Source organism: Pseudobdellovibrionaceae bacterium, from assembly GCA_020635075.1.
GTDB lineage: Bacteria > Bdellovibrionota > Bdellovibrionia > Bdellovibrionales > UBA1609 > JADZEO01.
In genome coordinates, this window is record JACKAM010000001.1 from 1062672 (window position 1) to 1083426 (window position 20755).

Consider the following 20755-nt stretch of genomic DNA (forward strand, 5'->3'; position numbering starts at 1 on the left):
ATTAAAATCCTCCTATCATGCCGCCGTTTTGCAGGAAGAAATAACAAGCTCCTGCCACCGCAGCCGCACCCGCTGAGGAAAAACCAATGATCTTCGCCCGTCGCCAGCGTTTGGCGTCCAGACTCTGCAACTGCAGGGCAATTCGTTCTGTCCAGCCTGGATTGGGCTTCAAGTCACGATTAAATTTCGGGATCGAGTTGGCCAGCTGAACGCCCAGAACTTCGGATTGGGCAATCATTCGGCGCACTTGTTCAATAAGGTTCTGCGTCCGCTTGATCTTTTGCTCGGACTCATCCTTGCCAACCGGCGGTACCGTCGCGTAGCGGGTCAGCTGAGATTTAAGCGCTGTCATTTCTGCCTGCAGCTTTTCAAGGGCTGCTCCCCTTTCACTCGCGGGGAGCCCTGCCAATTCTCTCATCCGCTGACGAAAGCCCTGAAGACGAATGGCCACTTCCATTTCATACACGGGCGTATGGACAGTTTCATAGTCCCAGTCGGTACTCGACGAGTGATGATGATGGGTGACCGTGCGATAACCAGTCACATTTCCCTTTGAATCACGAATAGCTTCCTGACTCGTGGTCGTCCAGTGAGCAGTCTTGTAGGTTTCCCGCAGCTCGACCTGAAAGGTGCGAATGGAGTCCCACTGCCCCGCCAAACCACGGGCGCGTGCCTGGTCGCGGGCGATCACAAACTCGAGTTCCCAGGGCGAGTCGAACTTAAGAGCGTCGCCCCGACTGCCGTCTAGACCAAGTATCACATCCGCTCGGTCAACCGCATGACTGGCAAAACCTTTCACTTCTTTGAAACCCAACTCCACATCGGGTGTCATTTTGGCTAAGCGATGGAGCAGATCCCAACGACTGAGATTTGTTTGGTTTTGCACCGACAAGAAGGGTTCGACAATTCTTATGTAACGCTCGCGCAGTTCAATGGCCGCATCCAATAGACCTTTTAAGTGCTCGGCCTCGCGGGCGGTGTCGACGATTTCCAAAGAGAGTTTGTAGCGAAGGGAATCGATCAAACCCTGCAAGTCGATCACTGTCATTTCGATGCCGGCCAAGCTCTCCCACACCGATGTGTAGAGGTCACCCAGCTTGGTAAAGTGGCCTTTGAATTTCTCCATGGCGGTGAAGTCAGGGGAATTGGCCACCACCGAGACTTCAAACTTCATGCGATCCACATGGGCCAACAGATTTGCCAATCCAGGATCGAACACCAGGGGTTTTCCCTCTTGGCTCAGCTGAAAGGCCTTGGCGTGAGCGGCCTTTTTGACTGATTCACCATGATAAGAACCCAGGCGAAGCTTTGAGGTATTGGAGAATCCTGCGGGGATGCGATAGGAAATGCGCTGCATTTCCGCACGTACGGCCACAGCACTCTTACCCAAACGTTCGGCGACTTTTTCAATCATGCCGTCAAAGGCATTGCCTCGGCCTTCAAGAATGATTTCCAGGGCATCAGCCAGTAGTGGATTGTAGCCGTTATCAATCAACCAGGCTCTGACCGGGCCGTTGAGGCTAAAATCCAAGCCGCTTTGCCGAGAGGAAAACATGTCCATGACCTTGCCGGCTCGGGCCTGCAAAAGCTCGATGAACTGACTCATGGTCAGTTCGTACACATGGTGATTGCCCATGCCTTCTTGTTCATGGATGAGGCCTTCGGTGAGACTGAGCAGGAGATTCCCATGTTCCGGCGACAGTTTAAAGTCCCGAGCGGCCTGATTGGCTCTCGATTGATCCACCTGGATCTCTTCCACTGAAACCGGAGCCGGTGCTGATTCCGCCGCTGCCGCTTTTTCACCATCACCTTCAGCCGCCACGGCTGTGGTCACTGGAGAAAAGGCCAGACTCAACGAAAGCACAGCAGCCATCAGCCGATGGCCATCTCTTTTAGTCTTCTGACTCCACCAGGGAGCCCTTAACAAGATTCGATTCATAGCGCCTTAAGTCCTTGAAGTTCTTCAATTCCTTAAATGCACCCACCTACATTCTTGGATCTTATTGATCTTTTTGGTCGGGAACCTCCACTTCACGATCCATACCACCTCCATTCGCCCCCAATTCCTTCTCACCTCGCCCTTTTCCCCTCCCCATCGTTTACCCCCTATTCACCCCGCCCAATTTTGTTACCGGGATTCGCCCTTTCCCCTCGGCCATCCCAACGCTAGACATCTGATATCTGATATCCGATACCTGATATCGGATATCAGATACGATTCGATCCGCCCCCTGCTCCTTTGACGCAAACAGGTCCGCAACTTGTCTTAAGACAAGTTCCCGAAATGCCTGCGTCATCTTCCTTCGATTCGGGAGGGTGATTGCCCGCGAGTCAAGTCGATCCAAAACAGTAGATAGGCACCCCTCGCCCACAACTGGAACACCTACACGCAACGACTTTCCCCCTAATTCCGCCCCCGCCCTTCGGCCAAACCTATCCGTGGCTCCGGATGACAATTCGCCTTGGACCAGCCAGACCCCTTTCACCCGTGGCCTGAATCCTGCCTTATCCAATCGCGGGCTCAAAACTCTTAAAATTGACTTAGATATATCTGATATTATTTTAATTATATGTATTTATTGATTATTTAAACTTAAATACATGAATTTTTACTAATATTCTTTACTTCTAAAGGCCTTTTACCGATACTTACAATATGGAGGGCTGTAAATGCCTCAGACGACCACACTCAAAAAGCTCAAAGCCTATTTGGTGCCCGGCCAAGTCTATCGTCGTGCCGAATTAGCGAGTCAGTCCTCCAACATTGATCGCCACCTCGCTCAACTGGTAGAGGAAGGCCTTCTCAAAAAGCTTTCCCATGGACTTTATCTCGCGCCAAAGAGCACAGTCTTTGGGGATGCACCACCCGAAATAAACTCCCTCATTTGCTCCTTTCTTAAAGACGATCACTTTGTCGTTTATGGCCCAAGCCAGTTCAATGCCCTTGGTTTGGGGACCACCCAGCTCTACAACGATCTCGTCGTCTTCAATCGAAAAAGATTGGGGGAGTTTACCTTCGGAGGCCTCACCTTTTACTTTCATCGCTGGCGAGAGGCCCCAAAACAACTGACTCCGGAGTTTCTGGTAGTTGAAATTCTAAATCGCTTCAATGAACTTGCTGAGGATCGCAATCAGGTCCTAACGAGACTCCGAGACAAGCTCCCCGAATTCAACCGCAGGCGACTTCTTCTTGCCGCCTCCCGATACGGCACCTTGTCCGCCCAGAAAAAACTCGATCACATCCTAAGAAGTGCCCAGAGTCGGACGTCGCACAAAGAATCCTTGCCCAAATGAATGGCTATCTTCACGAACGATCCGACTTCAAGGATCTCATCGAGATAACTGCTGTAGACCTCGGCATCAGAGACCCTGCTCTTGTCGAAAAAGACTATTGGCTCATGCACTTATTATGGGGCCTCCAGCAGCTAGACATGGATTTCCACCTAAAGGGAGGCACCTCTCTATCAAAGGGTTACGATTGCATACACCGCTTTTCGGAAGACATTGATATAAAAATTGAACCTGATTTAAATCTCTGTGGATTTCCAGTCTACTGTGGCAAAAACCACGATAATCAGAAACACCGAGACTCCAGAGCCAAGTACTTTGATTGGATCGCCAACCATATAACGGACAAAATCCCAGGTATCGAAAGCGTTTTGCGGGACAAAACCTTTGATGATGACCAGAAGTACAGAAATGGCGGGATTAGGCTTCTATACTCTTCACACTTTTCTGTGCCGGGGTTAAAAGAAGGCATCCTCCTCGAAGTGGGTTTTGACCAGACAGTGCCCAACCAACCAAAGCTCATCTCTTCGTGGGCATATGATCGCGCAGCCGCTACGCCCGGAGTCAGCATGATCGACAATCGCGCCAAAGACGTACCCTGTTATGACCCAAGGTACACCTTCGTTGAAAAACTCCAGGCGGTTATCCGTAAATTCCGCCTTTATAAGAACAAGAATGAGACGAGCCTACCCGCCAATTTTATCCGCCACTACTACGACATTTTCCAGCTCCTTGACCGCAAGGATATTCAAAATTTTATCGGCACTCGGGAATATCAAGAGTTCAAAAGAGAACGATTCAGAGGAGATGACACCAAGGTCTCCAACAGTGAGGCCTTCAAGCTGACAGACCCCATTGATCGCGATCTTTTTGAAAAGGAATTCAACCGAAGCAGTAGCCTCTACTTCAGGGACCACCCCACTCTCAACGAAATCCTGCAGAGGATCAGCAAGTATCTCGATCGCCTTTAACCGGTTCTCGACTAGACCATTGTTACATAATTCCATGTCACCCACATCACGCGGTATTTTTCTTTTCGACCACCACACCTCTTGGGGCTTACACCTACTCTTACCTGCCAAACACTTCTCAGATTTCTGCCATCTCCGCTCCGGGAGGCATCGAAAACTCCTACGACTACGACGGACCTTTCGTTACTCAAGAAAGTATCTCCACTCCTCTCTTCTCGGCGACTCTTAACACCACTCTCAACTCCGACTTCAGAGCACAAAATATCCAAATCAATTCCACCAACATCCCCTTTCAATTCGACCGCGATGGACTACTCACTCAAGCAGGAGACATCTCGTTCAACTTTGACCAAAATGCTCTACTCACCTCCTCCTCAATCGGATCCATCCAAGATGCCTACACCTATAACTCATTTGGCGAACCTCTATCCTACTCCTCAGGATCATTTTTCGCCCAGACCTTCGTCCGTGACTCTCTTGGCAGAATTACCCAAAAAACCGATACAAAATCCGCCATTTCAACCACTTGGAACTACCTCTATGACTCCTCTGGAAGGCTCTCTGAAGTTCATAAAGACGGAGCATTGGTTTCAAGATACACTTTCGACATGAATGGGAATCGTTTAGAAAAACTCTCACCTCAAGGATCAGTCTCGGCCACCTTTGACGAGCAGGACAGAATTCTCACCTCTGGAAATTTAAGTTTTTCCTACAACAATAACGGAGACCTGGTCTCTTATTCCGATTCCAGCCAATCGCCCACTCAGTTTTACTCCTTCGACTATGACGTCTTCGGAAACCTGCGTGGAGTTCTGCTCCCTAACGGCGACCAGATCGAATACATGATCGACGGACAAAACCGCAGAGTCGGCAAAAAACTCAACGGTTCACTCGTTCAGGGCTTTATCTACCAGGATCAGCTGAACCCCATTGCTGAACTCGACAGCCAAGGCTCAGTCAAATCCATCTTCGTCTACGGATCTAAAGCCCATGTCCCCGATTACATGATTCAAGGGCCTAAGAAGTTTAAAATCATCTCCGATCACTTAGGCTCTGTCCGCATGGTCATTGACCTTACTGACAACTCCGTCGTCCAAGAAATCGACTATGACGAATACGGGGTGGTCTTGTTAGATTCAAACCCAGGATTTCAGCCCTTTGGCTTTGCCGGTGGTATCACCGATCAGCACACCAATCTCGTGCGATTTGGGGCCCGAGACTACATGGCAGCCGTGGGAAGATGGACGAGCAAGGACCCGATTGGGTTTGAGGGTGGGAATGGGAATTTGTATGGGTACGTGCAAAACGATTCCATGAACTCCGTGGATCCGAGCGGCCTGAGGGATTTATTGCCAATCGGAAATGTAGGCGGTCACATCCCAGGGACATCTCCCACAGGAGAGACTAATTTCGGTGGTCAGGCAGGTGAAATCAATGTGCCCCAGATAAATGGACAGGCAATTGGTAGTTTCGCCAAATGTATGGCAACAGGTACAATTTCTTCACTGGGTCTAACCCACGCGATTATCGCCGCCGGATGCATATCCACCTTTACAGGGAACCCCGCAGGAGCTAGGGCATGCATAAGTGCCGCCGCACTCGCTGCGAGCCCACAGGCCGTTGGATGGGCCATGTACTGCTACGACAAGGTAGAAGGCAAAGATAAGGAAAACAAGTGTTCCACCCCTTCAATTGAAAAATGAAAGGCTTCTGAATAATATGGCATCGTCATACATCACGATGATCGTACACATTATCTTGTTCTTACTTACTGCGTACATTTACGGAAACGAATTTCTAAAGGATAAATCTGTAGCCATGTTCTTTCGACTGGTGAGCTTGTCCTTTGTTTTCCTATTCATTGCATTTGCGTCAAGCGCAAATATTTTTTCATGGCCAAGGAAGCAATTCGACTTCATCTTTAAATCAAAACAACGCTCTTATATATTTAGCGCGATATTTTTGGTCATTGCGCTAGTTATCCTATTAACATATTTAATATGATCCGCTTTGAGTAGTTAGGTGACCGGCTAGATTGCCAGTCCGACTTCCTCATCCTGACCTTATAGACAATTGCGAGAACCGCCGGGTTTAGAAAAGCCGGTCACTGCCAGTTAGTTTGCCTTCTTGATTTTATGTTTGAATTCCAGGGTGACCCCTATTTCACTCATCAGCTTTATAAGGGTCGCCAAAGTGGGGTTTCCGTTCTCCTCAAAAGCTGAATAGAGTGTTCTCCGGGCAATTTTTGTCTTCTTGGCTAGTTGACTGGCTCCGTGGGCCTCAATCAAGTTACTAAAGGCCTGGAGAAGAAGCTCCTGTTTCAATTCGCCTTCATAATCCAAATGTTCATTCAGATAAAGCGCCGCAAATTCAGGATCTCTCAGCTCCTCAAGTACCTTATCGCTAAATTTAAGTCCTTCTTTTGACATAGCTCACCTACTTAGTTTCAGGCCGGATTTTAAACTCGGCCCAATATTCCTTTGCTTTTTTGATGTCTGATTCTTGAGACCCTTTATCTCCGCCGAGCAGCAAAAGGATTATCTTATCCTCATGAATTCCAAAATAAATCCGATACCCAGGCCCAGAATCGATCCTCAGCTCAATAACCCCGTCGCCGACTCCCTTGTGATCTCCAAAAAGGCCGCTTTCAGCCCTCTCAATTCTAACAACAACTTTTGCCTTTCCGCTTTTGTCTTTTAAACCATCAAACCATTGATCAAACGGAGCTTTCCCCGTTGAGTCCACAAACCTAATGGCAACCCGATGCTTTACAGAGATGGTCATGAGTCATATTGTGCATTATAATGCACAATATGTAAAGCAATAATAGGATCTGGTAACCGAATGAAAATATTCAATATTTTGCTGTCGCCCCACAATCAAAAGTGGTTCGCGAGTCATCCCGACTCACCTCCTCCTCAATCGGCTCCATCCAAGATGAATACACCTATAACTCATATGGCGAACCTCTATCCTACTCCTCTGGAGGCCTCTTCTCCCAGACCTTCGTCCGTGACTCGCTTGGAAGAATCACTCAAAAAACCGACTCGAAAGCCGCCATTTCAACCACTTGGAACTACCTCTATGATTCCTCTGGCAGACTCTCGGAAGTTCATAAAGACGGTGCCTTGTTTTCAAGATACACTTTCGACATGAATGGGAATCGTTTAGAAAAACTCTCCCCCCAAGGATCTGTCCTTGCCTCCTTTGACGAGCAGGACAGAATTCTCACCTCTGGGAGTTTAAGTTTTTCCTACAACAATAACGGGGACCTGGTCTCTTATTCCGATTCCAGCCAATCGCCCACTCAGTTTTTCTCCTTCGACTATGACGTCTTCGGAAACCTGCGTGGCGTTCAGCTGCCAAACGGCGACCAGATCGAATACATGATCGATGGACAAAACCGCAGAGTCGGCAAAAAACTCAACGGATCACTCATTCAGGGCTTTATCTACCAGGATCAACTCAACCCCATTGCCGAACTCGATGGAGCAGGTTCAGTCAAATCCATCTTCGTCTATGGATCTAAAGCCCATGTCCCTGATTACATGATTCAAGGGCCTAAAAAATATAAAATCATCTCCGATCACTTAGGATCTGTCCGCATGGTCATTGACCTTACTGACAACTCCGTCGCCCAAGAAATCGACTACGACGAATACGGCGTGGTGCTCGCAGATTCAAATCCAGGATTTCAGCCCTTTGGATTTGCCGGTGGTATCACCGATCAGCACACCAATCTCGTTAGATTCGGGGCACGGGACTACATGGCAGAGGTTGGAAGGTGGACTCTGATGGACTCCTCCCTTTTCACCGATGGACTGGGGCTATACCATTATGTCAGCCAAGATCCGATTAACTACATTGACATCAGTGGCTACAATAAGCGATTTCCCGGCCCGAACCTAACAAACGCCGGAGGTACTATTGGAATTGGTGGAGGTCGCGGAGGTGGATACACAGTTACGCCACGAACAACCAGGGGTGGAGGTAGAGGCGTTAGAGTCAACTTCAATGACGGGCGAGTGGTTGACATAACCAAAGATCGGGTTAAAGAATACAGGCCCAACCCAAATACCAGATCAGGAAAGGAACGCGTAATTTTCGACGAGGGCACACCCAGAACTGAAAGATGGCCAAATGATCCCAAAAAGCGACCGCCAACACCAGAAGAACTGGACTTTCTAAACCGACAGTGCCCTGTCGCATCCGGAGAAAATGAGTAACAATGACTACAATTGCCCTTCACGAAGCTATGATACGATTCTCAAAATATTTAGATTTAACATGGGGGACGGTGTTTAGCCTTGGACAATGCAGCTTTGACGCTGACGATTTGTTTGAATCATGGATCGAACTTGCATGGGAATTCCACCTGGACAATACGTTAAAGGCCATTGCAGGAAAGGGGGCTGTTCTGTCCCCATTTGTTTCACTCGATAGTTCATTTGGTAGACTGACATCCGACAATCGGCCACCCACTCACAAAGTCGTTGTCATTGAAGCTGCCAAAAAGACAACATGGGAGCTTGGGGGAATTGGATTTTATAATGGTCAATTCTTAGAAAACAGGCCCCCATTTTCTGACATTTTAATCTACAGAGAGAACGCTACAAACTTCAAAAAGATAGCTTCCATTGAATCTTCGAAATTCGAGTTCCAGGAGAACCATGGGAATTGATGTCTCTAACCTAATTAGGTATTTTACAGCCTTCCTTGACCTTTCTCAAACAGAATCTGCTATCGGCCATTTGGAGTTGGATTCTGATGAAAAGTTTCGTCTCTTTGTTTTTACGAGCTGGCAGCATGTTTTCGCTTGGGCAATCTCGGAACTTGAATCAGTTGCATCTGCAGAGATTTTCCTTGAGCTCGACATGCTAGCCGTCGACCCATCGTCGGCAGTAAGATCCGTGTGGCTTTCGGATCGATTGCCGACTCATAGGATTGTTCATTTAGACCAACACAAGTTGGAATCTACTGTGATTGGTTTCTCTCCCAGGAAAGGGAATGATGGGAGAACGTTGATCTACTGTCGTAAAGAAGATGGATCTTCACACCAGGTAGATCCAACGGGAGAACAGTTTCTCTTAATAAAGATCGAGGCAAAAGAGTAGGGATCCGTCCGCATGGTCATTGATCTTAGTGATAACTCCATCGCCCAAGAAATCGACTACGACGAGTACGGTGTTATCCTCTCAGATTCAAACCCAGGATTTCAGCCCTTTGGATTTGCCGGTGGTTTGACGGATCAGCACACAAATCTCGTGCGCTTTGGGGCACGAGATTACATGGCAGCCGTGGGAAGGTGGACGAGCAAGGATCCGATTGGGTTTGATGGTGGGAGTCCGAATTTGTACGGGTATGTGGTAAATGACCCCATAAATTTAATTGATATTACCGGCGAAAGTGAATTGGACCCAGAAATCCCTCCAATGTCTCGCGAGGAATTGTTGAGATGGATTCGAGAGGAGGGTTCGAGAAGGATTAGAGAACGGTTGGAATTCTGTAGAAAGAACCCTTCCGCGAAAATATGTAAACCACCAGAGCTTCTACCTAATCCAAATCCGAATTCAAATGGTGGTGGTGGCATAAGAGGTCAGTGTCCAGGAGGCTCAACGAGAACATGATGACAAAACGATCAAGGCTACTGTCGTATTCGCTGCTAATCATTTTGTTATATGGTGCCTTAAGAGCTCTTGTTTATGACTCTATGAAGAACAACTCATTTGATGACTGGGTTGCGCGGGACTCCGTTATGGATATTCCGCGCACACTTTGTTTCGTCCTTACGCTGTATATTTGTAAACGGCACCTGTCATGGGCCGAATTGGGAGTTCATTGGCAAGGCAAATGGGGCGCATTTTTTCTGTTAGTTGCATTTTCGCTGATATCTTTGAAATCAAGGTCATTTCAATTCTTTACAGGAGATATTGGAGATTCTCAAATTGCAATGCTCATCATCAGTAGTTTTGTCGTTGGCTTTTTTGAGGAATTTTTGTTCCGTGGGTTAGCCTACATCGCCCTCTCGAAGCAATATTCTCCTACCGCAGCGATCTGGATTAGCTCCCTGATTTTTATGATATATCATGTCCAAGCTCAACCCTATTACCATTTTCCCGAACTGTTTGCATATGGATTAGTTTACGCAGGAGCCAGGTCTATAGGAATATCTATTGTATGGCTATCCCTCCTTCATGGCATAGACGACTCACTTGTTCTTCTTTTAGCTCGACCTTACCCCGGTTTTAATATGGCGTACTATGAAAAGATATTCTACCTAGTTGTAGTATTTCTTTTGTTACTTGCCTCTAGAAAACGTAAAAGAACTCACTTAACTTGACCTAAATGGTTTCAAAACTGGGTCAAGTACTAACCACCAGTGCCTAAATCGTGCCATAGTTTTGTGCCTATCTACTTTTTTGGATGCACTGAATCTACGGTAGGGCCGACTTCCTCATCCTGCCAAACTTTAAACCGTCATTTTGGAAATCTGAATGTACGCTGGGCGTAGGCAGGGTTCTTTCCTAGTTTGATTAGGCCCAGTTATCCTTGGTCCAGGAGGACACCATGGACGAGGGCGACAACCTGATATCTGAGATACAACAAATCATTATTCAGTATAAGCAAGAAGTGACCGGCGGGCGAAAAGCGTGGCCCAAGGCGGTCAAAGATCGAGTCAAAAAGCTTTGGAAGCTGGGATATAGCTCCCACGAGCTTTCCAAAATCATCGGGGTTCCCTATGTTACCCTGAACGCCTGGGAAAAGGCGGCGCCCGGGCGCTTTAAACCAGTAAAGATACGAGATCAAAAAGCTGTTCCAACAGCCGCTCTCACGGTTAAATCTTCCACGGTTGAACCTCTCACCGTTGAAGGTTTAACCGTGGTAACTCCACAGGGATATCAAATCAAGGGTCTGAGTTTTAGCCAGGTCAGACAACTGATCCATGGGGTGATGTGATGAGCATTAGACTTCGCTCTGGTCACCGGGTTTTTATTTACTCCGATTATCAGGATTTACGTGCGGGATTTGACAGTTTGGCAATGGTTGTTCGGGAGAAGATGAAAAGGGACCTTCTCGAGGGAGATCTCTTTATCTTCATCGGTCGCAATCGAAAGCGATTAAAGGCACTCTGCTATGATGGAACAGGCCTTTTGCTGTTTGCCAAGCGACTTGAAAGAGGCCAGTTTATGGCCCTGGATCGCCTAGAAGACTTTGAAATCACTATCGAAGAAATGGATCAATTACTGTGTGGCGGATACGTCCGTCGGCGTCGCTTTGGCGAAGAGGCGTTGACCTTACCTCGAAGTCAAGTCAGTATCCATTGTTATGAGACCCCTGGAGCAAGAGACCAACCCGGAAGTTTTGCGTGAGTATGCGATGCTGGCGACCAAAGAGGTCGAGCGGTTAAGTCAGCTGCTTAAGGAGGCTCAGTCCCAACGCCAGTCTCAGGAGTTTTTGTCTACTGATCTTCGGGATCAACTCTCAAGGCTACAGTGCAAGTTTTTTGGCAGCGGCCCAGAAAGAGTTCCTCACAATCGACCAATCTCAAATGCAAAGCAGTCGGAAGTGCTTTTACACTCACAGTCTGAGGCGCGCGAATCTGCCAACTGCGAAAAGATTAAGGCATTTGATAACGAGAAGTACTTCGAGGCGTTTTATGATTTTAATGAGCTGGGCCTAAGCGAGCTATCAAAGCAATATGAGCTTCAGGAAGGGGAATACTGGGAGGAGATCCCAGGCCTTTTTCAAACTAGCCAAGAGATAACCGTAACAGAGCGGGTGTACAAAAAAGTTATCCACAAGCAAAAGAAGTACCGATTAGTGAGTTCGAGAAAAAGGGCAAAAGAGGTGATCATTACGGCACCTGGGCCCGCCAAGGTGCGCCGAGGCTGTCAATACTCAGTGGATTTTGCACTGTCTGTGGTGAGCGACAAATATGAATATCATGTGCCCCTAGAGCGTCAGCGCCGGCAGATGGAGTCTGCTGGCCTTAAGGTCTCAGTGAAAAGTCTGTACAACCTCTGTGCTGGTGTTGCGGACCACTGCAATGTTGTTTTAGAGGGAATTAGGCAAGACATCATTAGGGACAAGGTCGCTAGTCACATCGATGAAACCACGTGGCCACTTCAGGGCAATAAGAGCCAGTGCTATGTGTGGACTTTGTCTAACAGATCAGGCAACTACTACCAGTTCGAGCCGACTCGCTCGGGGACGGTTGCAGAGGAGATTTTAAAGGGATTTAGTGGCTGTCTGATGGCAGATGGATTTAGTGGTTATAATCGCTTTAAGTTGGCCCCGAACATTATTTTAGGCAACTGTTGGTCTCATGCTCGGAGAGAATTTTTTGAGCTCCACGGTAGCTACCCAAAAGAGTCCGTGGAAATATTGGATCTGATTGATGAGCTTTTTGCGATCGAGCGGTCGGCAAAGACCTGGGAAGAGTTAAAAAGCCTACGGGAAGAGAAATCCAGGCTCCAGATTAAGAAAATTTACGAGTGGCTTATCGAGACCAGGAAGAAACATCTGAGATCAGTAGGTTTATCCAAGGCCATTGATTACAGTCTAGGTCGGTGGAAGGAGTTGACGGCATTTTTAGATAACTTGGCCTTACCTCTGAGCAACAATGATGCTGAAAGAAGCCTCAGGCACGTAGTTATGGGGCGAAAGAACTTCAATGGTTCAAAAACGATCAATGGAGCAGATGTGGCTACCGCGCTGTACACGGTCATCGAAACCTGCAAGAAAGTCGGGATAGCTCCTAGAGCCTATCTGAAATACCTGATCCAGACCAACTCGGACAAACGCCACCAGCCACTTACTCCGCTTGCGCTAGCCAAAAAACTCAATCAGGAATCAAGGGCCTCATAGGCGCCCAGCGTACATCTGAATTAGGAGAATCCGGCAGCCGCACTGACCAGCCTGGAGTTTTAGTACCACTGGGTGGCCACTCTTTGAATCGCGGAGTCGCACTGGCAATGGACACTCAGCCCGTCACTTTTTGGTATTGTGAAGGGTCGGAAGGTGGGATGGCTGGGTGCTGAATTCCAGTGAAGGGGTCACTTTATTCTTCCATTGGAAGTGTCACCTCAACCTAAAATGGCAGTAAATCCAGAAAGCCTCCATTAATCAGCGATTTACCCGCTCTATTGACATATACATACAATATGCATATACTTGCCTTATGCCGGTGATTATCCGATTTAGGAATATCAGGTTTGTTATCGTTCCCGGAGATCACGGGTATCCCCATGTGCATGTACTGGGGAAAAATGCTGAAGCTAAATTTCGGCTGGATAAGGTGGAGTGCTTGGAAAATAAAGGCTTTAGCAAGAAGGCACTCAACGAAATTGAAAAACAAGTGGTGAAGTATCAGGAGCTTCTTTTGGAGGCATGGGATGACTGGCAAAATTAAGAAAAAGAAAATTAAATATGGCGACGAGGAACTCGATCGTGACGAATTTGATGTTAAAAATGCCAAGTTTCGAGTGACGGCTTTTGTTGATTCAGAAGTCGTCGAAGCTCTGAGGAAACAGGCCAAAACTCAAGGTAAGGGCTATCAAACACTCATGAACGAGATTCTCAGGGAAGCTGTTCTCGGGGATTCTAGCTATGAATCTCGACTCAAAAAACTTGAGAAGGCTGTCTTTAAAAAACGAGCCTAGTTAGGTGACCGGCTATTGTTTGGTATTGCGAAGGGCCGGACGGTTGGGCCTTTCCCCCGATAAGAGACACTAGGTTAAACTCGAATGGTTTTGGCGGGATGCCACCCGGCCTCCGATTGGAGAGATATCCTTCAACTTTGACAAAAATGCTCTACTTACTTCCTCCTCAACCGGCTCCATCCAAGATGAATACACCTACAACTCATTTGGCGAACCTCTATCCTACTCCTCAGGGCCATTCTTCGCCCAGACCTTCGTCCGTGACTCCTTGGGAAGAATCTCTCAAAAAACCGATACAAAATCCGCCATTTCAACCACTTGGAACTACCTCTATGATTCCTCTGGCAGACTCTCGGAAGTTCATAAAGACGGTGCCTTGTTTTCAAGATACACTTTTGACATGAACGGGAATCGTTTAGAAAAACTCTCCCCCCAAGGATCAATCCTTGCCTCCTTTGACGAGCAGGACAGAATTCTCACCTCTGGAAATTTAAGTTTTTCTTACAACAATAACGGAGACCTGGTCTCTTATTCCGACTCTAGCCAATCTCCTACTCAGTTTTACTCCTTTGATTATGACGTCTTCGGGAATTTAAGATCCGCTCAGCTTCCTAATGGCGACCAGATCGAATACATGATCGACGGACAAAACCGCAGAGTCGGCAAAAAACTCAACGGCTCACTCGTGCAAGCGTTTATCTACCAAGATCAACTCAACCCCATTGCTGAACTCGATAGCCAAGGCTCAGTCAAATCCATCTTCGTCTATGGATCTAAAGCCCATGTCCCTGATTACATGATTCAAGGGCCTAAGAAGTTTAAAATCATCTCCGATCACTTAGGCTCTGTCCGCATGGTCATTGATCTTACTGACAACTCCGTCGTCCAAGAAACCGACTACGACGAATACGGTGTGGTCTTGTTAGATTCAAACCCCGGCTTTCAGCCCTTTGGATTTGCCGGGGGTATCACAGACCAGCACACCAATCTTGTTCGCTTTGGAGCACGAGATTACATGGCAGCCGTGGGAAGGTGGATGAGTAAGGATCCGATTGGGTTCAATGGTGGCGACTTGAATCACTACAAATACTCAAATTCCGACCCTACAAATTTCGTTGATTTGGCTGGCCAGGATTCCTGGCTGATAATCGATTCAGGCCATGTTGGGGTCGTAGTTGATGATCCAGCCAATCCGGGAGGTACCGTGAGAATTGACCTGTATCCTAACGAATCAATTCCAATCGTCAATGTTGTTGGTGATGGGTTAACCGGAGGTGGCCACACTGGGAGGGTCGACATCGACCACAGCAATTCTCGGGACAGAGGAACCGAAATTCCTTGGTCGCGAATTCCGCAAGGTTCAAATAAAGACCAGGAAGTCATTGATAAGGCCCGCCAACTTCAAGATCAATTTGATAACGGGCAAAAGAACTACAATCCCATCGGCTTTGATCCTTCTGGCCAGAACTTGAACTGCTGGGGTTTTGCCGGTGGACTGCGGTAATTGAATATGAAATTGAGTAACAGGATTTTGAGTCTGTTGAAATCATCCTATCTCATTTTGCTGTCGGAAATTATTTCCACCTCTTGGGTGCCACTGGCAATCCTTTACTTATTTCCAAATAAGTGGCTGTTGGAATACAGAGGCTTTTTGGGCCTTCTTCTGGGAGTACCACTAGCCTGGTTCTGCATTCCCCGGATCAAGAAGGCACCCGGTCTGATTGCGTTGACATTGTTTGCCATGTTTTCCTTTGTCATTTTTCAAGCGTCTTGGCCCAATTTGGAGAGATTTACGAAGGGACTAATTGACCTTTAGAGCCCTCTCCCCCTAAGTTTGGCCTACAAACTCACTCCCACTCCAGCCAATTAGCATTCGACTCCATGGGATTGGCTTCCAAATACCGCCCCGTGGTCGAAACTGACTTATGCCCCAAGGTTTTTTGCACCACATGAATGGGAGCCCCGTTTTCAAGAGCATGGGTGGCCGAGGTGTGCCTAAACCAGTGAGGCGAGGGAATGGGTCTTACTTTGGCCCTAACCGCCGCCATCTTAATGATCCTATAAATTTGGCTTGGGTTTAGAGGCTTACCCTCACCTTTTCCCGAGACAAAAAGTGGACTTTCGGGATCAGAATTAAGCCCCAAAGATTTTCGGTACTCAAAAATCTCCCCAATGACTTCACTTGGAACCAGAATAACTCTCGCCACCCCGCCCTTTCCAAGAATCTGGATTTTGGTGTCAGAATCACTTTTTTTGATCAAATCCTTAAGCCTTAACCCGCAAAGCTCACTCACCCTCATGCCTGAAAAATAAAGAAGCTTCATCAGGGCCCGATTTCTTGGGCTTTCCTCACACTCATACATTCTTTGCAGCTGCTCTAATGACAAGACCTTGGTCCCTACCCTATCGGGAACCGGAATGGAGCTCAGACTGAGGCCTGGGTTTTTTTCTAAAAAGCCTGATTTGGTGAGAAAAGACAAAAAACTTGAAAGGGAGTTTTTAGCCAGATTTCTCGATGCAGGCTTAAGGCTTTCTTTGGTTTTTAGGAAAACCACCAGGTGACCAATTTCGATATCGTGAAGGCTCCTAATGGAGTTTTCAAAAAGCCCTAAGAACTCGCCCCAGATTCTTTGGTAGTAGCGACGGGTCCTGGGGGATTTTTGGTAAAGCCATGAGAATAGTAAGCCCTGTTCTTGAGATGGCAATGAGCCAAAGATAAGCCTTTGGGCTTGGGCTTTATTTGAGATTTGTTTTTCGAATCCGCGGGAATTGACTAGCGAGACCGACGGGTTTTTGAGAGAGAAAGTGGGGTCTTTAGGTGGTTTTTCAGAACTTTCATTCACCAAGAAATCTTAGCACATGTGTAATGCAAGAAAAGTCCTATAATCATGCATCGATTTAGTCGAGGTCCGCTGCCGCACTGAGATCCCCCATGAATGAGCTTTCTAAAATCCATCTGTCTTTGGAGTAATCTGAGCCATACTCGTCAGCTCCAATCCAGGGAGTTCGAACTTGACGCAGGCATTTCGGCAACTTGTCTTAAGACAAGTTGCCGAAATGCCTGCGTCATCTTCCATCAAGTTTGCGAGCAGGCGTCGGTGAAAAAAGCCGCATCCAAAAAAGTAGATAGGCGGAGGAACTCAGGCGGCGTGAATATCTGAGGATTGGATTTGGACTTTTTCTGACCGCTTTGGAACTGACTGCTCCAACTCGGCGTAAGCCTTCCTAAGGCGGCTGGGGTTCAAGTTGTCGACAATAAAGAGGCGAATGTCTTTCTCGGTCGACCAACTCATGTTGGTCGGCTTATCCCCTTGCTTCTCCCAACCTATGACGGCCGGGTGAGTTCCATCCCCGAACCTCTTCGCAAATGCTTTTTGGGTCATTTCAAAGGAGTGTCTGATAAATTTAACCTCGTTCCCTGAAAGGCGAGCCGGTTTATGAGTTAAAGCCATCAGAACTGCCTTTTCATACTTCTCAAAATTGAGATCCAAAACCCACTTGCCTTGAACCTTCCGAAAAGGGGCATCCAGGAGAACAACCGGGAAACCAAACCCATAATCAATGTGTGATTTCTTTATCTTTTTCTCAGCCATACCACCGACTCCAACTTTATTTTGACAGGGCGATAACGGTAACAATCAACATCTCATTTTCATCAAAAGTAACCGCAATCCGTAAAACCCGTTTATCAACCGTCCTTCCCTTTACCGAGTAACACCAATTTCCGTACTCCTCGCGAAAGACATCCTTACTCTTCTCATGATGCCCACTGCGAAGAACCTGCTTCACCTCCAGGCGAGAAACCTTTCTCTGTTGAATCCTCTCCTCAGCATGCTCAAAATAACGGTATTGACCCGCATCTATGCACTCGGAGATTCTCGACATAAGGTTGCTGACCTTAGGAGGCCTAACCACATTCCCAATGTAACTCAGTTACATTTGGTTTTCAAGCCATTTCTATCAGTGACAGACTACGATTGCCGCCTAAATCCAGGCAGTTGCGGGCATACTTGTCTAAAATCATTCGGGAATTTCCGCAGTAGGTGGTTTAAGGGCTTTTGTGATAAAATTTGTTTGTGAATAGATCTCATCTCTTAAAACCTGAGAATGGCCAAGCACTCACTGAGTACCTCCTTTTCTTGATGGTCGTCGTAGCACTTGTGTTGGCGTTTCGACCTCAGATCGAGAATTCCCTCGTCAAACCTCCTCCCCTCGAGAACTACTACGATCGCCTTAATAACATTGAAAAGGGAGAGTTCACCTCAGGCTTTCGGGAATAAAAAGAATAAGCATAAGCCCCTATCAAATTCTTTGGTGCTGAGTTTCCCAGCAAGTTCGTCTCGGCGACGTTGCTCCTCAGAAAACAGGAGTTTAAGTGCCAGGCGTTTTTTGATTGCTGGGCTTCATGACCTTTACGGCAGGCCGGGCGTAAAATTTTTTTGGACGAGCGAAAAAGTCTGTTGACGGGTTTTTCGGGCTCCGAGAATGCCCGCGATTCTCTTCATTTTCTGATTTTCATTTTTCTCTCGCAATCTCCTGTAGAATCGCTCAATGCCCATGCTGGCGTGGCTCCTGGGCGATTTGATTTGCGTTAGGCAAACCTCTAAAAATTGCACTAAAAAACCTGTGCTATAAGATCTCAAATCGTCACGAGGGGGACAGGATTTGAATCAGCAGAATGACTTTGAAAAGCATTTGCCACAAAAGATAAAGGACATTCACCACAAGGCCCTGCAGGCTTCGGCCCGATACAAGGCAGCGGAAGTTGATCTGATGAACATATTAGATCAAGTGGATCTCTACAGAGTCTATCTACGCTATGGATTTAACTCTCTATTTCAATACGCTGTCCATGGCCTGGGCCTTGCGGATAATGTGGCCTACACTTTTATTAACGTCACTCGCAAATCCCGCGAGGTTCCGGAACTGAAAGAAGAGATCACAAAGGGCGCTTTAACGGTCTCAAAGGCGCGGAAGATCACGGCTGTCATAAATCCTGAAAACAAAAGCCACTGGATCGAGCTGGCTAAGACTGCGCCCCAATCCAAAGTGGAGCGAGAGGTGGCTAAAGAAAACCCCCAGGAAGCACGCAAGGGTCGCATGGACTTTGTTCATCCTCAGAATGAGATCCAAGAAAAGGTGGCCATTCTCCAGCAGCCCTCAGTCGTGCGCGTTCAACTTCAGGTGGGAATATCGGAGAAGCTCATGATGAAAATTCGCCGAGCCCAAGATTTGGTGGGTCAAAAATCGAAGAAACCAGCCGGCCTTGAAGAAACCCTCGCAGCCCTGGTCGATCTCTACTTGGAGAAACATGACCCCGTCGAAAAGGCCAAACGGCAATTGATCCGCGGGAAACTCGCGGGCGTGAGCCAAAGCACCAGTCCCAAAAATCAAAACGATTCAAAACAAAATGAGAATGAGAATGAGAATGAGAATGAGAATGAGAATGAGAATGAGAATGAGAATACTAGTGCCCAAATCCAAAGAGATTCAAAACCGAATGAGACCCGGAATAAGAGCCGGAATGGGAATGGGAATTCAAATCACAGTTCTATGACGCAATCATGTCCGGAACTTGTCTTAAGACAAGTTGTCGAAATGCCTGCGTCAAAGGAGAGCCCGAAGACTACAAACTTGCAGGACCGAAAGGTAGACAATGGCATTGGTCCCATGGGCCGGCAGGGTTCATCCACAGGGAAAAGGGAAGAAATCAAAGATGAAGTCGGTACAGAAAAAGATGAAGCAAACTCAACCACACATGAGAAGAGAGAACACGATACGACCAACGGAGCCAAGCCCCTACCTATGAACAAACAAATTCGCCGAAGACCTCTTCCCGCCGCCACTAAACATCAAGTCATGCTCAAATTTGCCGGAAGATGCAGCCATGTGAATCACCAGGGAGAACGGTGTCGGGAGATGAAGTTTTTGGAAATCCATCACCTCAAACCGGTTTCACTTGGTGGAAGCAACCTTTTGGAAAACCTAACTCTGTTGTGCTCCGGCCACCACCGCGCCCAGCATCTTTCTGGTTTACCGAGTCTACCCTTGCCCAGCTAGGTGGCAAGGGTCAGTTTGTAGATTGAGGCTCCCAAATGGTCCGCTAGATCAAGGAGATCAAAATCGTCAATGTCTTCAATTCTCAGGATCGCCTGGCATTCGCGAAGGGAACCCAGGGAAATGGAATAAAACCGCCGCTTGTCTTTTGCGCTGGGTTTCCCGCTTCCCTCGGCGAGATTCAATGCCACCGATGAGGATGCCCTGAGCATCTGATCCCGCAAATGAATCGGCAGTTTCAACAATTTCACCTTCTGACAAAACTCCACCGCCAAATCCAAAGTCCTGAACCTGTATTGAGAATCATTTTGTTTCATTTATGCCTCCTTTGTGAAGTGAGTTGGTCGTCAACCGAAGGTGGACCAACGAACGGAGCAAAGGAGGAAGCCACTAACTGTACCGGAAACTGGCACGGAAACTCTTACTGCTTACGGGTTACAGGCTACCGAAAAAGGTGGGCCAACCACTGCCACAAAGGAAAACGGATCACGGCACGGATACCGAAACCGTCACGGAAACGTTTACGGGTTACAGACCACGGGTTACTGAGAAAAGGGACCAACGAACGCAACAAAGGAGAAAAATCCCGCGAGCGTTACCCGTAACCCGTTCACGGTACCGTGACAGTCACCGTTACCGTCACTGTAAACGGAAACCGTCACAGGAACGTTTACGGGTTACGGAGCACGGGTTACGGAAAAAACCTGCACGTTGGAACGAGCGAGAGCCCGTTTAGCGCCAAAGACAGACCTCGTCCACTCTGCAACCTGAGACAGG

Annotated in this window: 21 protein-coding genes; 14 read left to right on the forward strand and 7 right to left on the reverse strand. The window is 47.6% G+C overall.

What is annotated here, in order from left to right; all coding sequences use genetic code 11:
* Position 1: 1 nt before the first annotated feature.
* Positions 2-1939 (reverse strand): hypothetical protein, encoded by a 1938-nt coding sequence (locus tag H6624_04585; protein MCB9083594.1) that lies wholly within the window; start codon positions 1937-1939, stop codon positions 2-4.
* A 731-nt stretch (positions 1940-2670) separates the two neighbouring features.
* On the opposite strand from H6624_04585, the gene H6624_04590 reads away from it, so the two are divergent.
* The 3 genes from H6624_04590 (at position 2671) to H6624_04600 (ending at position 5962) form a co-directional block, all read left to right on the forward strand.
* On the forward strand, positions 2671-3294 hold the full coding sequence (locus H6624_04590; protein ID MCB9083595.1) for a hypothetical protein: 624 nt from the start codon (positions 2671-2673) through the stop codon (positions 3292-3294).
* Positions 3291-4259: a nucleotidyl transferase AbiEii/AbiGii toxin family protein gene (locus tag H6624_04595; GenBank protein ID MCB9083596.1), complete on the forward strand. Its 969-nt coding sequence runs from the start codon at positions 3291-3293 to the stop codon at positions 4257-4259. Before H6624_04590 ends, H6624_04595 begins: the two co-directional genes overlap by 4 nt.
* A gap of 608 nt (positions 4260-4867) precedes the next feature.
* Positions 4868-5962, forward strand: a complete 1095-nt coding sequence (locus tag H6624_04600) for an RHS repeat-associated core domain-containing protein (GenBank protein MCB9083597.1) — start codon at positions 4868-4870, stop codon at positions 5960-5962.
* Positions 5963-6373: 411 nt separating this feature from the next.
* Here the strand turns inward: H6624_04600 and H6624_04605 are convergent, their stop codons facing one another.
* Complete coding sequence (locus H6624_04605; protein ID MCB9083598.1) at positions 6374-6688, reverse strand: transcriptional regulator; 315 nt, start codon at positions 6686-6688, stop codon at positions 6374-6376.
* Positions 6689-6695: 7 nt separating this feature from the next.
* The gene (locus H6624_04610) at positions 6696-7043 is read right to left on the reverse strand and encodes a type II toxin-antitoxin system RelE/ParE family toxin (protein MCB9083599.1); all 348 of its coding nucleotides are present in this window, start codon (positions 7041-7043) and stop codon (positions 6696-6698) included.
* Positions 7044-7411: 368 nt separating this feature from the next.
* On the opposite strand from H6624_04610, the gene H6624_04615 reads away from it, so the two are divergent.
* From H6624_04615 to H6624_04660, 10 genes are all read left to right on the forward strand, one after another.
* Entirely contained in the window at positions 7412-8485 is a 1074-nt protein-coding gene (locus tag H6624_04615) for an RHS repeat-associated core domain-containing protein (GenBank protein MCB9083600.1), read from the forward strand.
* A 2-nt stretch (positions 8486-8487) separates the two neighbouring features.
* A complete protein-coding gene (locus H6624_04620; protein MCB9083601.1) occupies positions 8488-8940 on the forward strand; it encodes a hypothetical protein in 453 nt (150 codons plus the stop codon).
* 445 nt (positions 8941-9385) lie between these two features.
* The gene (locus H6624_04625) at positions 9386-9886 is read left to right on the forward strand and encodes an RHS repeat-associated core domain-containing protein (GenBank protein MCB9083602.1); all 501 of its coding nucleotides are present in this window, start codon (positions 9386-9388) and stop codon (positions 9884-9886) included.
* Positions 9883-10599, forward strand: a complete 717-nt coding sequence (locus H6624_04630; protein ID MCB9083603.1) for a CPBP family intramembrane metalloprotease — start codon at positions 9883-9885, stop codon at positions 10597-10599. Before H6624_04625 ends, H6624_04630 begins: the two co-directional genes overlap by 4 nt.
* Positions 10600-10826: 227 nt before the next feature.
* Complete coding sequence (locus H6624_04635) at positions 10827-11216, forward strand: hypothetical protein (protein ID MCB9083604.1); 390 nt, start codon at positions 10827-10829, stop codon at positions 11214-11216.
* Entirely contained in the window at positions 11216-11629 is a 414-nt protein-coding gene (tnpB, locus tag H6624_04640) for an IS66 family insertion sequence element accessory protein TnpB (protein ID MCB9083605.1), read from the forward strand. Before H6624_04635 ends, tnpB begins: the two co-directional genes overlap by 1 nt.
* A complete protein-coding gene (locus H6624_04645; protein MCB9083606.1) occupies positions 11586-13127 on the forward strand; it encodes an IS66 family transposase in 1542 nt (513 codons plus the stop codon). The genes tnpB and H6624_04645 overlap by 44 nt, the downstream gene beginning before the upstream one ends.
* 313 nt (positions 13128-13440) lie before the next feature.
* Positions 13441-13671: a DUF4160 domain-containing protein gene (locus H6624_04650; protein MCB9083607.1), complete on the forward strand. Its 231-nt coding sequence runs from the start codon at positions 13441-13443 to the stop codon at positions 13669-13671.
* Positions 13655-13921 carry a BrnA antitoxin family protein gene (locus H6624_04655; GenBank protein MCB9083608.1) on the forward strand — a complete coding sequence of 89 codons (267 nt, stop codon included), beginning with the start codon at positions 13655-13657 and terminating at the stop codon, positions 13919-13921. Before H6624_04650 ends, H6624_04655 begins: the two co-directional genes overlap by 17 nt.
* Positions 13922-14321: 400 nt before the next feature.
* Positions 14322-15425, forward strand: a complete 1104-nt coding sequence (locus H6624_04660; protein ID MCB9083609.1) for an RHS repeat-associated core domain-containing protein — start codon at positions 14322-14324, stop codon at positions 15423-15425.
* A gap of 343 nt (positions 15426-15768) precedes the next feature.
* Here the strand turns inward: H6624_04660 and H6624_04665 are convergent, their stop codons facing one another.
* The 3 genes from H6624_04665 to H6624_04675 all read right to left on the reverse strand — a co-directional run bounded on the left by H6624_04665 (position 15769) and on the right by H6624_04675 (position 17806).
* Positions 15769-16764 carry a tyrosine-type recombinase/integrase gene (locus H6624_04665; protein ID MCB9083610.1) on the reverse strand — a complete coding sequence of 332 codons (996 nt, stop codon included), beginning with the start codon at positions 16762-16764 and terminating at the stop codon, positions 15769-15771.
* 297 nt (positions 16765-17061) lie between these two features.
* Positions 17062-17514, reverse strand: coding sequence for a hypothetical protein (locus H6624_04670; protein MCB9083611.1), 453 nt, complete (start codon positions 17512-17514; stop codon positions 17062-17064).
* Between the two features lie 16 nt (positions 17515-17530).
* Positions 17531-17806 carry a DUF4258 domain-containing protein gene (locus H6624_04675; GenBank protein MCB9083612.1) on the reverse strand — a complete coding sequence of 92 codons (276 nt, stop codon included), beginning with the start codon at positions 17804-17806 and terminating at the stop codon, positions 17531-17533.
* 780 nt (positions 17807-18586) lie between these two features.
* Here H6624_04675 and H6624_04680 point away from each other — a divergent pair.
* A complete protein-coding gene (locus H6624_04680) occupies positions 18587-19981 on the forward strand; it encodes an HNH endonuclease (GenBank protein ID MCB9083613.1) in 1395 nt (464 codons plus the stop codon).
* On the opposite strand, the gene H6624_04685 is transcribed toward H6624_04680, so the two are convergent.
* Positions 19978-20295 carry a four helix bundle protein gene (locus H6624_04685; GenBank protein ID MCB9083614.1) on the reverse strand — a complete coding sequence of 106 codons (318 nt, stop codon included), beginning with the start codon at positions 20293-20295 and terminating at the stop codon, positions 19978-19980. The genes H6624_04680 and H6624_04685 overlap by 4 nt on opposite strands.
* Between the last annotated feature and the right edge of the window lie 460 nt (positions 20296-20755).

Coding starts and splice junctions, on each gene's coding strand:
- H6624_04625 (MCB9083602.1), top strand. CDS start 9,386: ATGGTCATTGATCTTAGTGATAACTCCATCGCCCAAGAAATCGACTAC.
- H6624_04595 (MCB9083596.1), top strand. CDS start 3,291: ATGAATGGCTATCTTCACGAACGATCCGACTTCAAGGATCTCATCGAG.
- H6624_04655 (MCB9083608.1), top strand. CDS start 13,655: ATGACTGGCAAAATTAAGAAAAAGAAAATTAAATATGGCGACGAGGAA.
- H6624_04685 (MCB9083614.1), bottom strand. CDS start 20,295: ATGAAACAAAATGATTCTCAATACAGGTTCAGGACTTTGGATTTGGCG.
- H6624_04635 (MCB9083604.1), top strand. CDS start 10,827: ATGGACGAGGGCGACAACCTGATATCTGAGATACAACAAATCATTATT.
- H6624_04660 (MCB9083609.1), top strand. CDS start 14,322: ATGAACGGGAATCGTTTAGAAAAACTCTCCCCCCAAGGATCAATCCTT.
- H6624_04600 (MCB9083597.1), top strand. CDS start 4,868: ATGAATGGGAATCGTTTAGAAAAACTCTCACCTCAAGGATCAGTCTCG.
- tnpB (MCB9083605.1), top strand. CDS start 11,216: ATGAGCATTAGACTTCGCTCTGGTCACCGGGTTTTTATTTACTCCGAT.
- H6624_04615 (MCB9083600.1), top strand. CDS start 7,412: ATGAATGGGAATCGTTTAGAAAAACTCTCCCCCCAAGGATCTGTCCTT.
- H6624_04675 (MCB9083612.1), bottom strand. CDS start 17,806: ATGTCGAGAATCTCCGAGTGCATAGATGCGGGTCAATACCGTTATTTT.
- H6624_04650 (MCB9083607.1), top strand. CDS start 13,441: ATGCCGGTGATTATCCGATTTAGGAATATCAGGTTTGTTATCGTTCCC.
- H6624_04590 (MCB9083595.1), top strand. CDS start 2,671: ATGCCTCAGACGACCACACTCAAAAAGCTCAAAGCCTATTTGGTGCCC.
- H6624_04645 (MCB9083606.1), top strand. CDS start 11,586: ATGAGACCCCTGGAGCAAGAGACCAACCCGGAAGTTTTGCGTGAGTAT.
- H6624_04630 (MCB9083603.1), top strand. CDS start 9,883: ATGATGACAAAACGATCAAGGCTACTGTCGTATTCGCTGCTAATCATT.
- H6624_04585 (MCB9083594.1), bottom strand. CDS start 1,939: ATGAATCGAATCTTGTTAAGGGCTCCCTGGTGGAGTCAGAAGACTAAA.
- H6624_04620 (MCB9083601.1), top strand. CDS start 8,488: ATGACTACAATTGCCCTTCACGAAGCTATGATACGATTCTCAAAATAT.
- H6624_04605 (MCB9083598.1), bottom strand. CDS start 6,688: ATGTCAAAAGAAGGACTTAAATTTAGCGATAAGGTACTTGAGGAGCTG.
- H6624_04670 (MCB9083611.1), bottom strand. CDS start 17,514: ATGGCTGAGAAAAAGATAAAGAAATCACACATTGATTATGGGTTTGGT.
- H6624_04610 (MCB9083599.1), bottom strand. CDS start 7,043: ATGACCATCTCTGTAAAGCATCGGGTTGCCATTAGGTTTGTGGACTCA.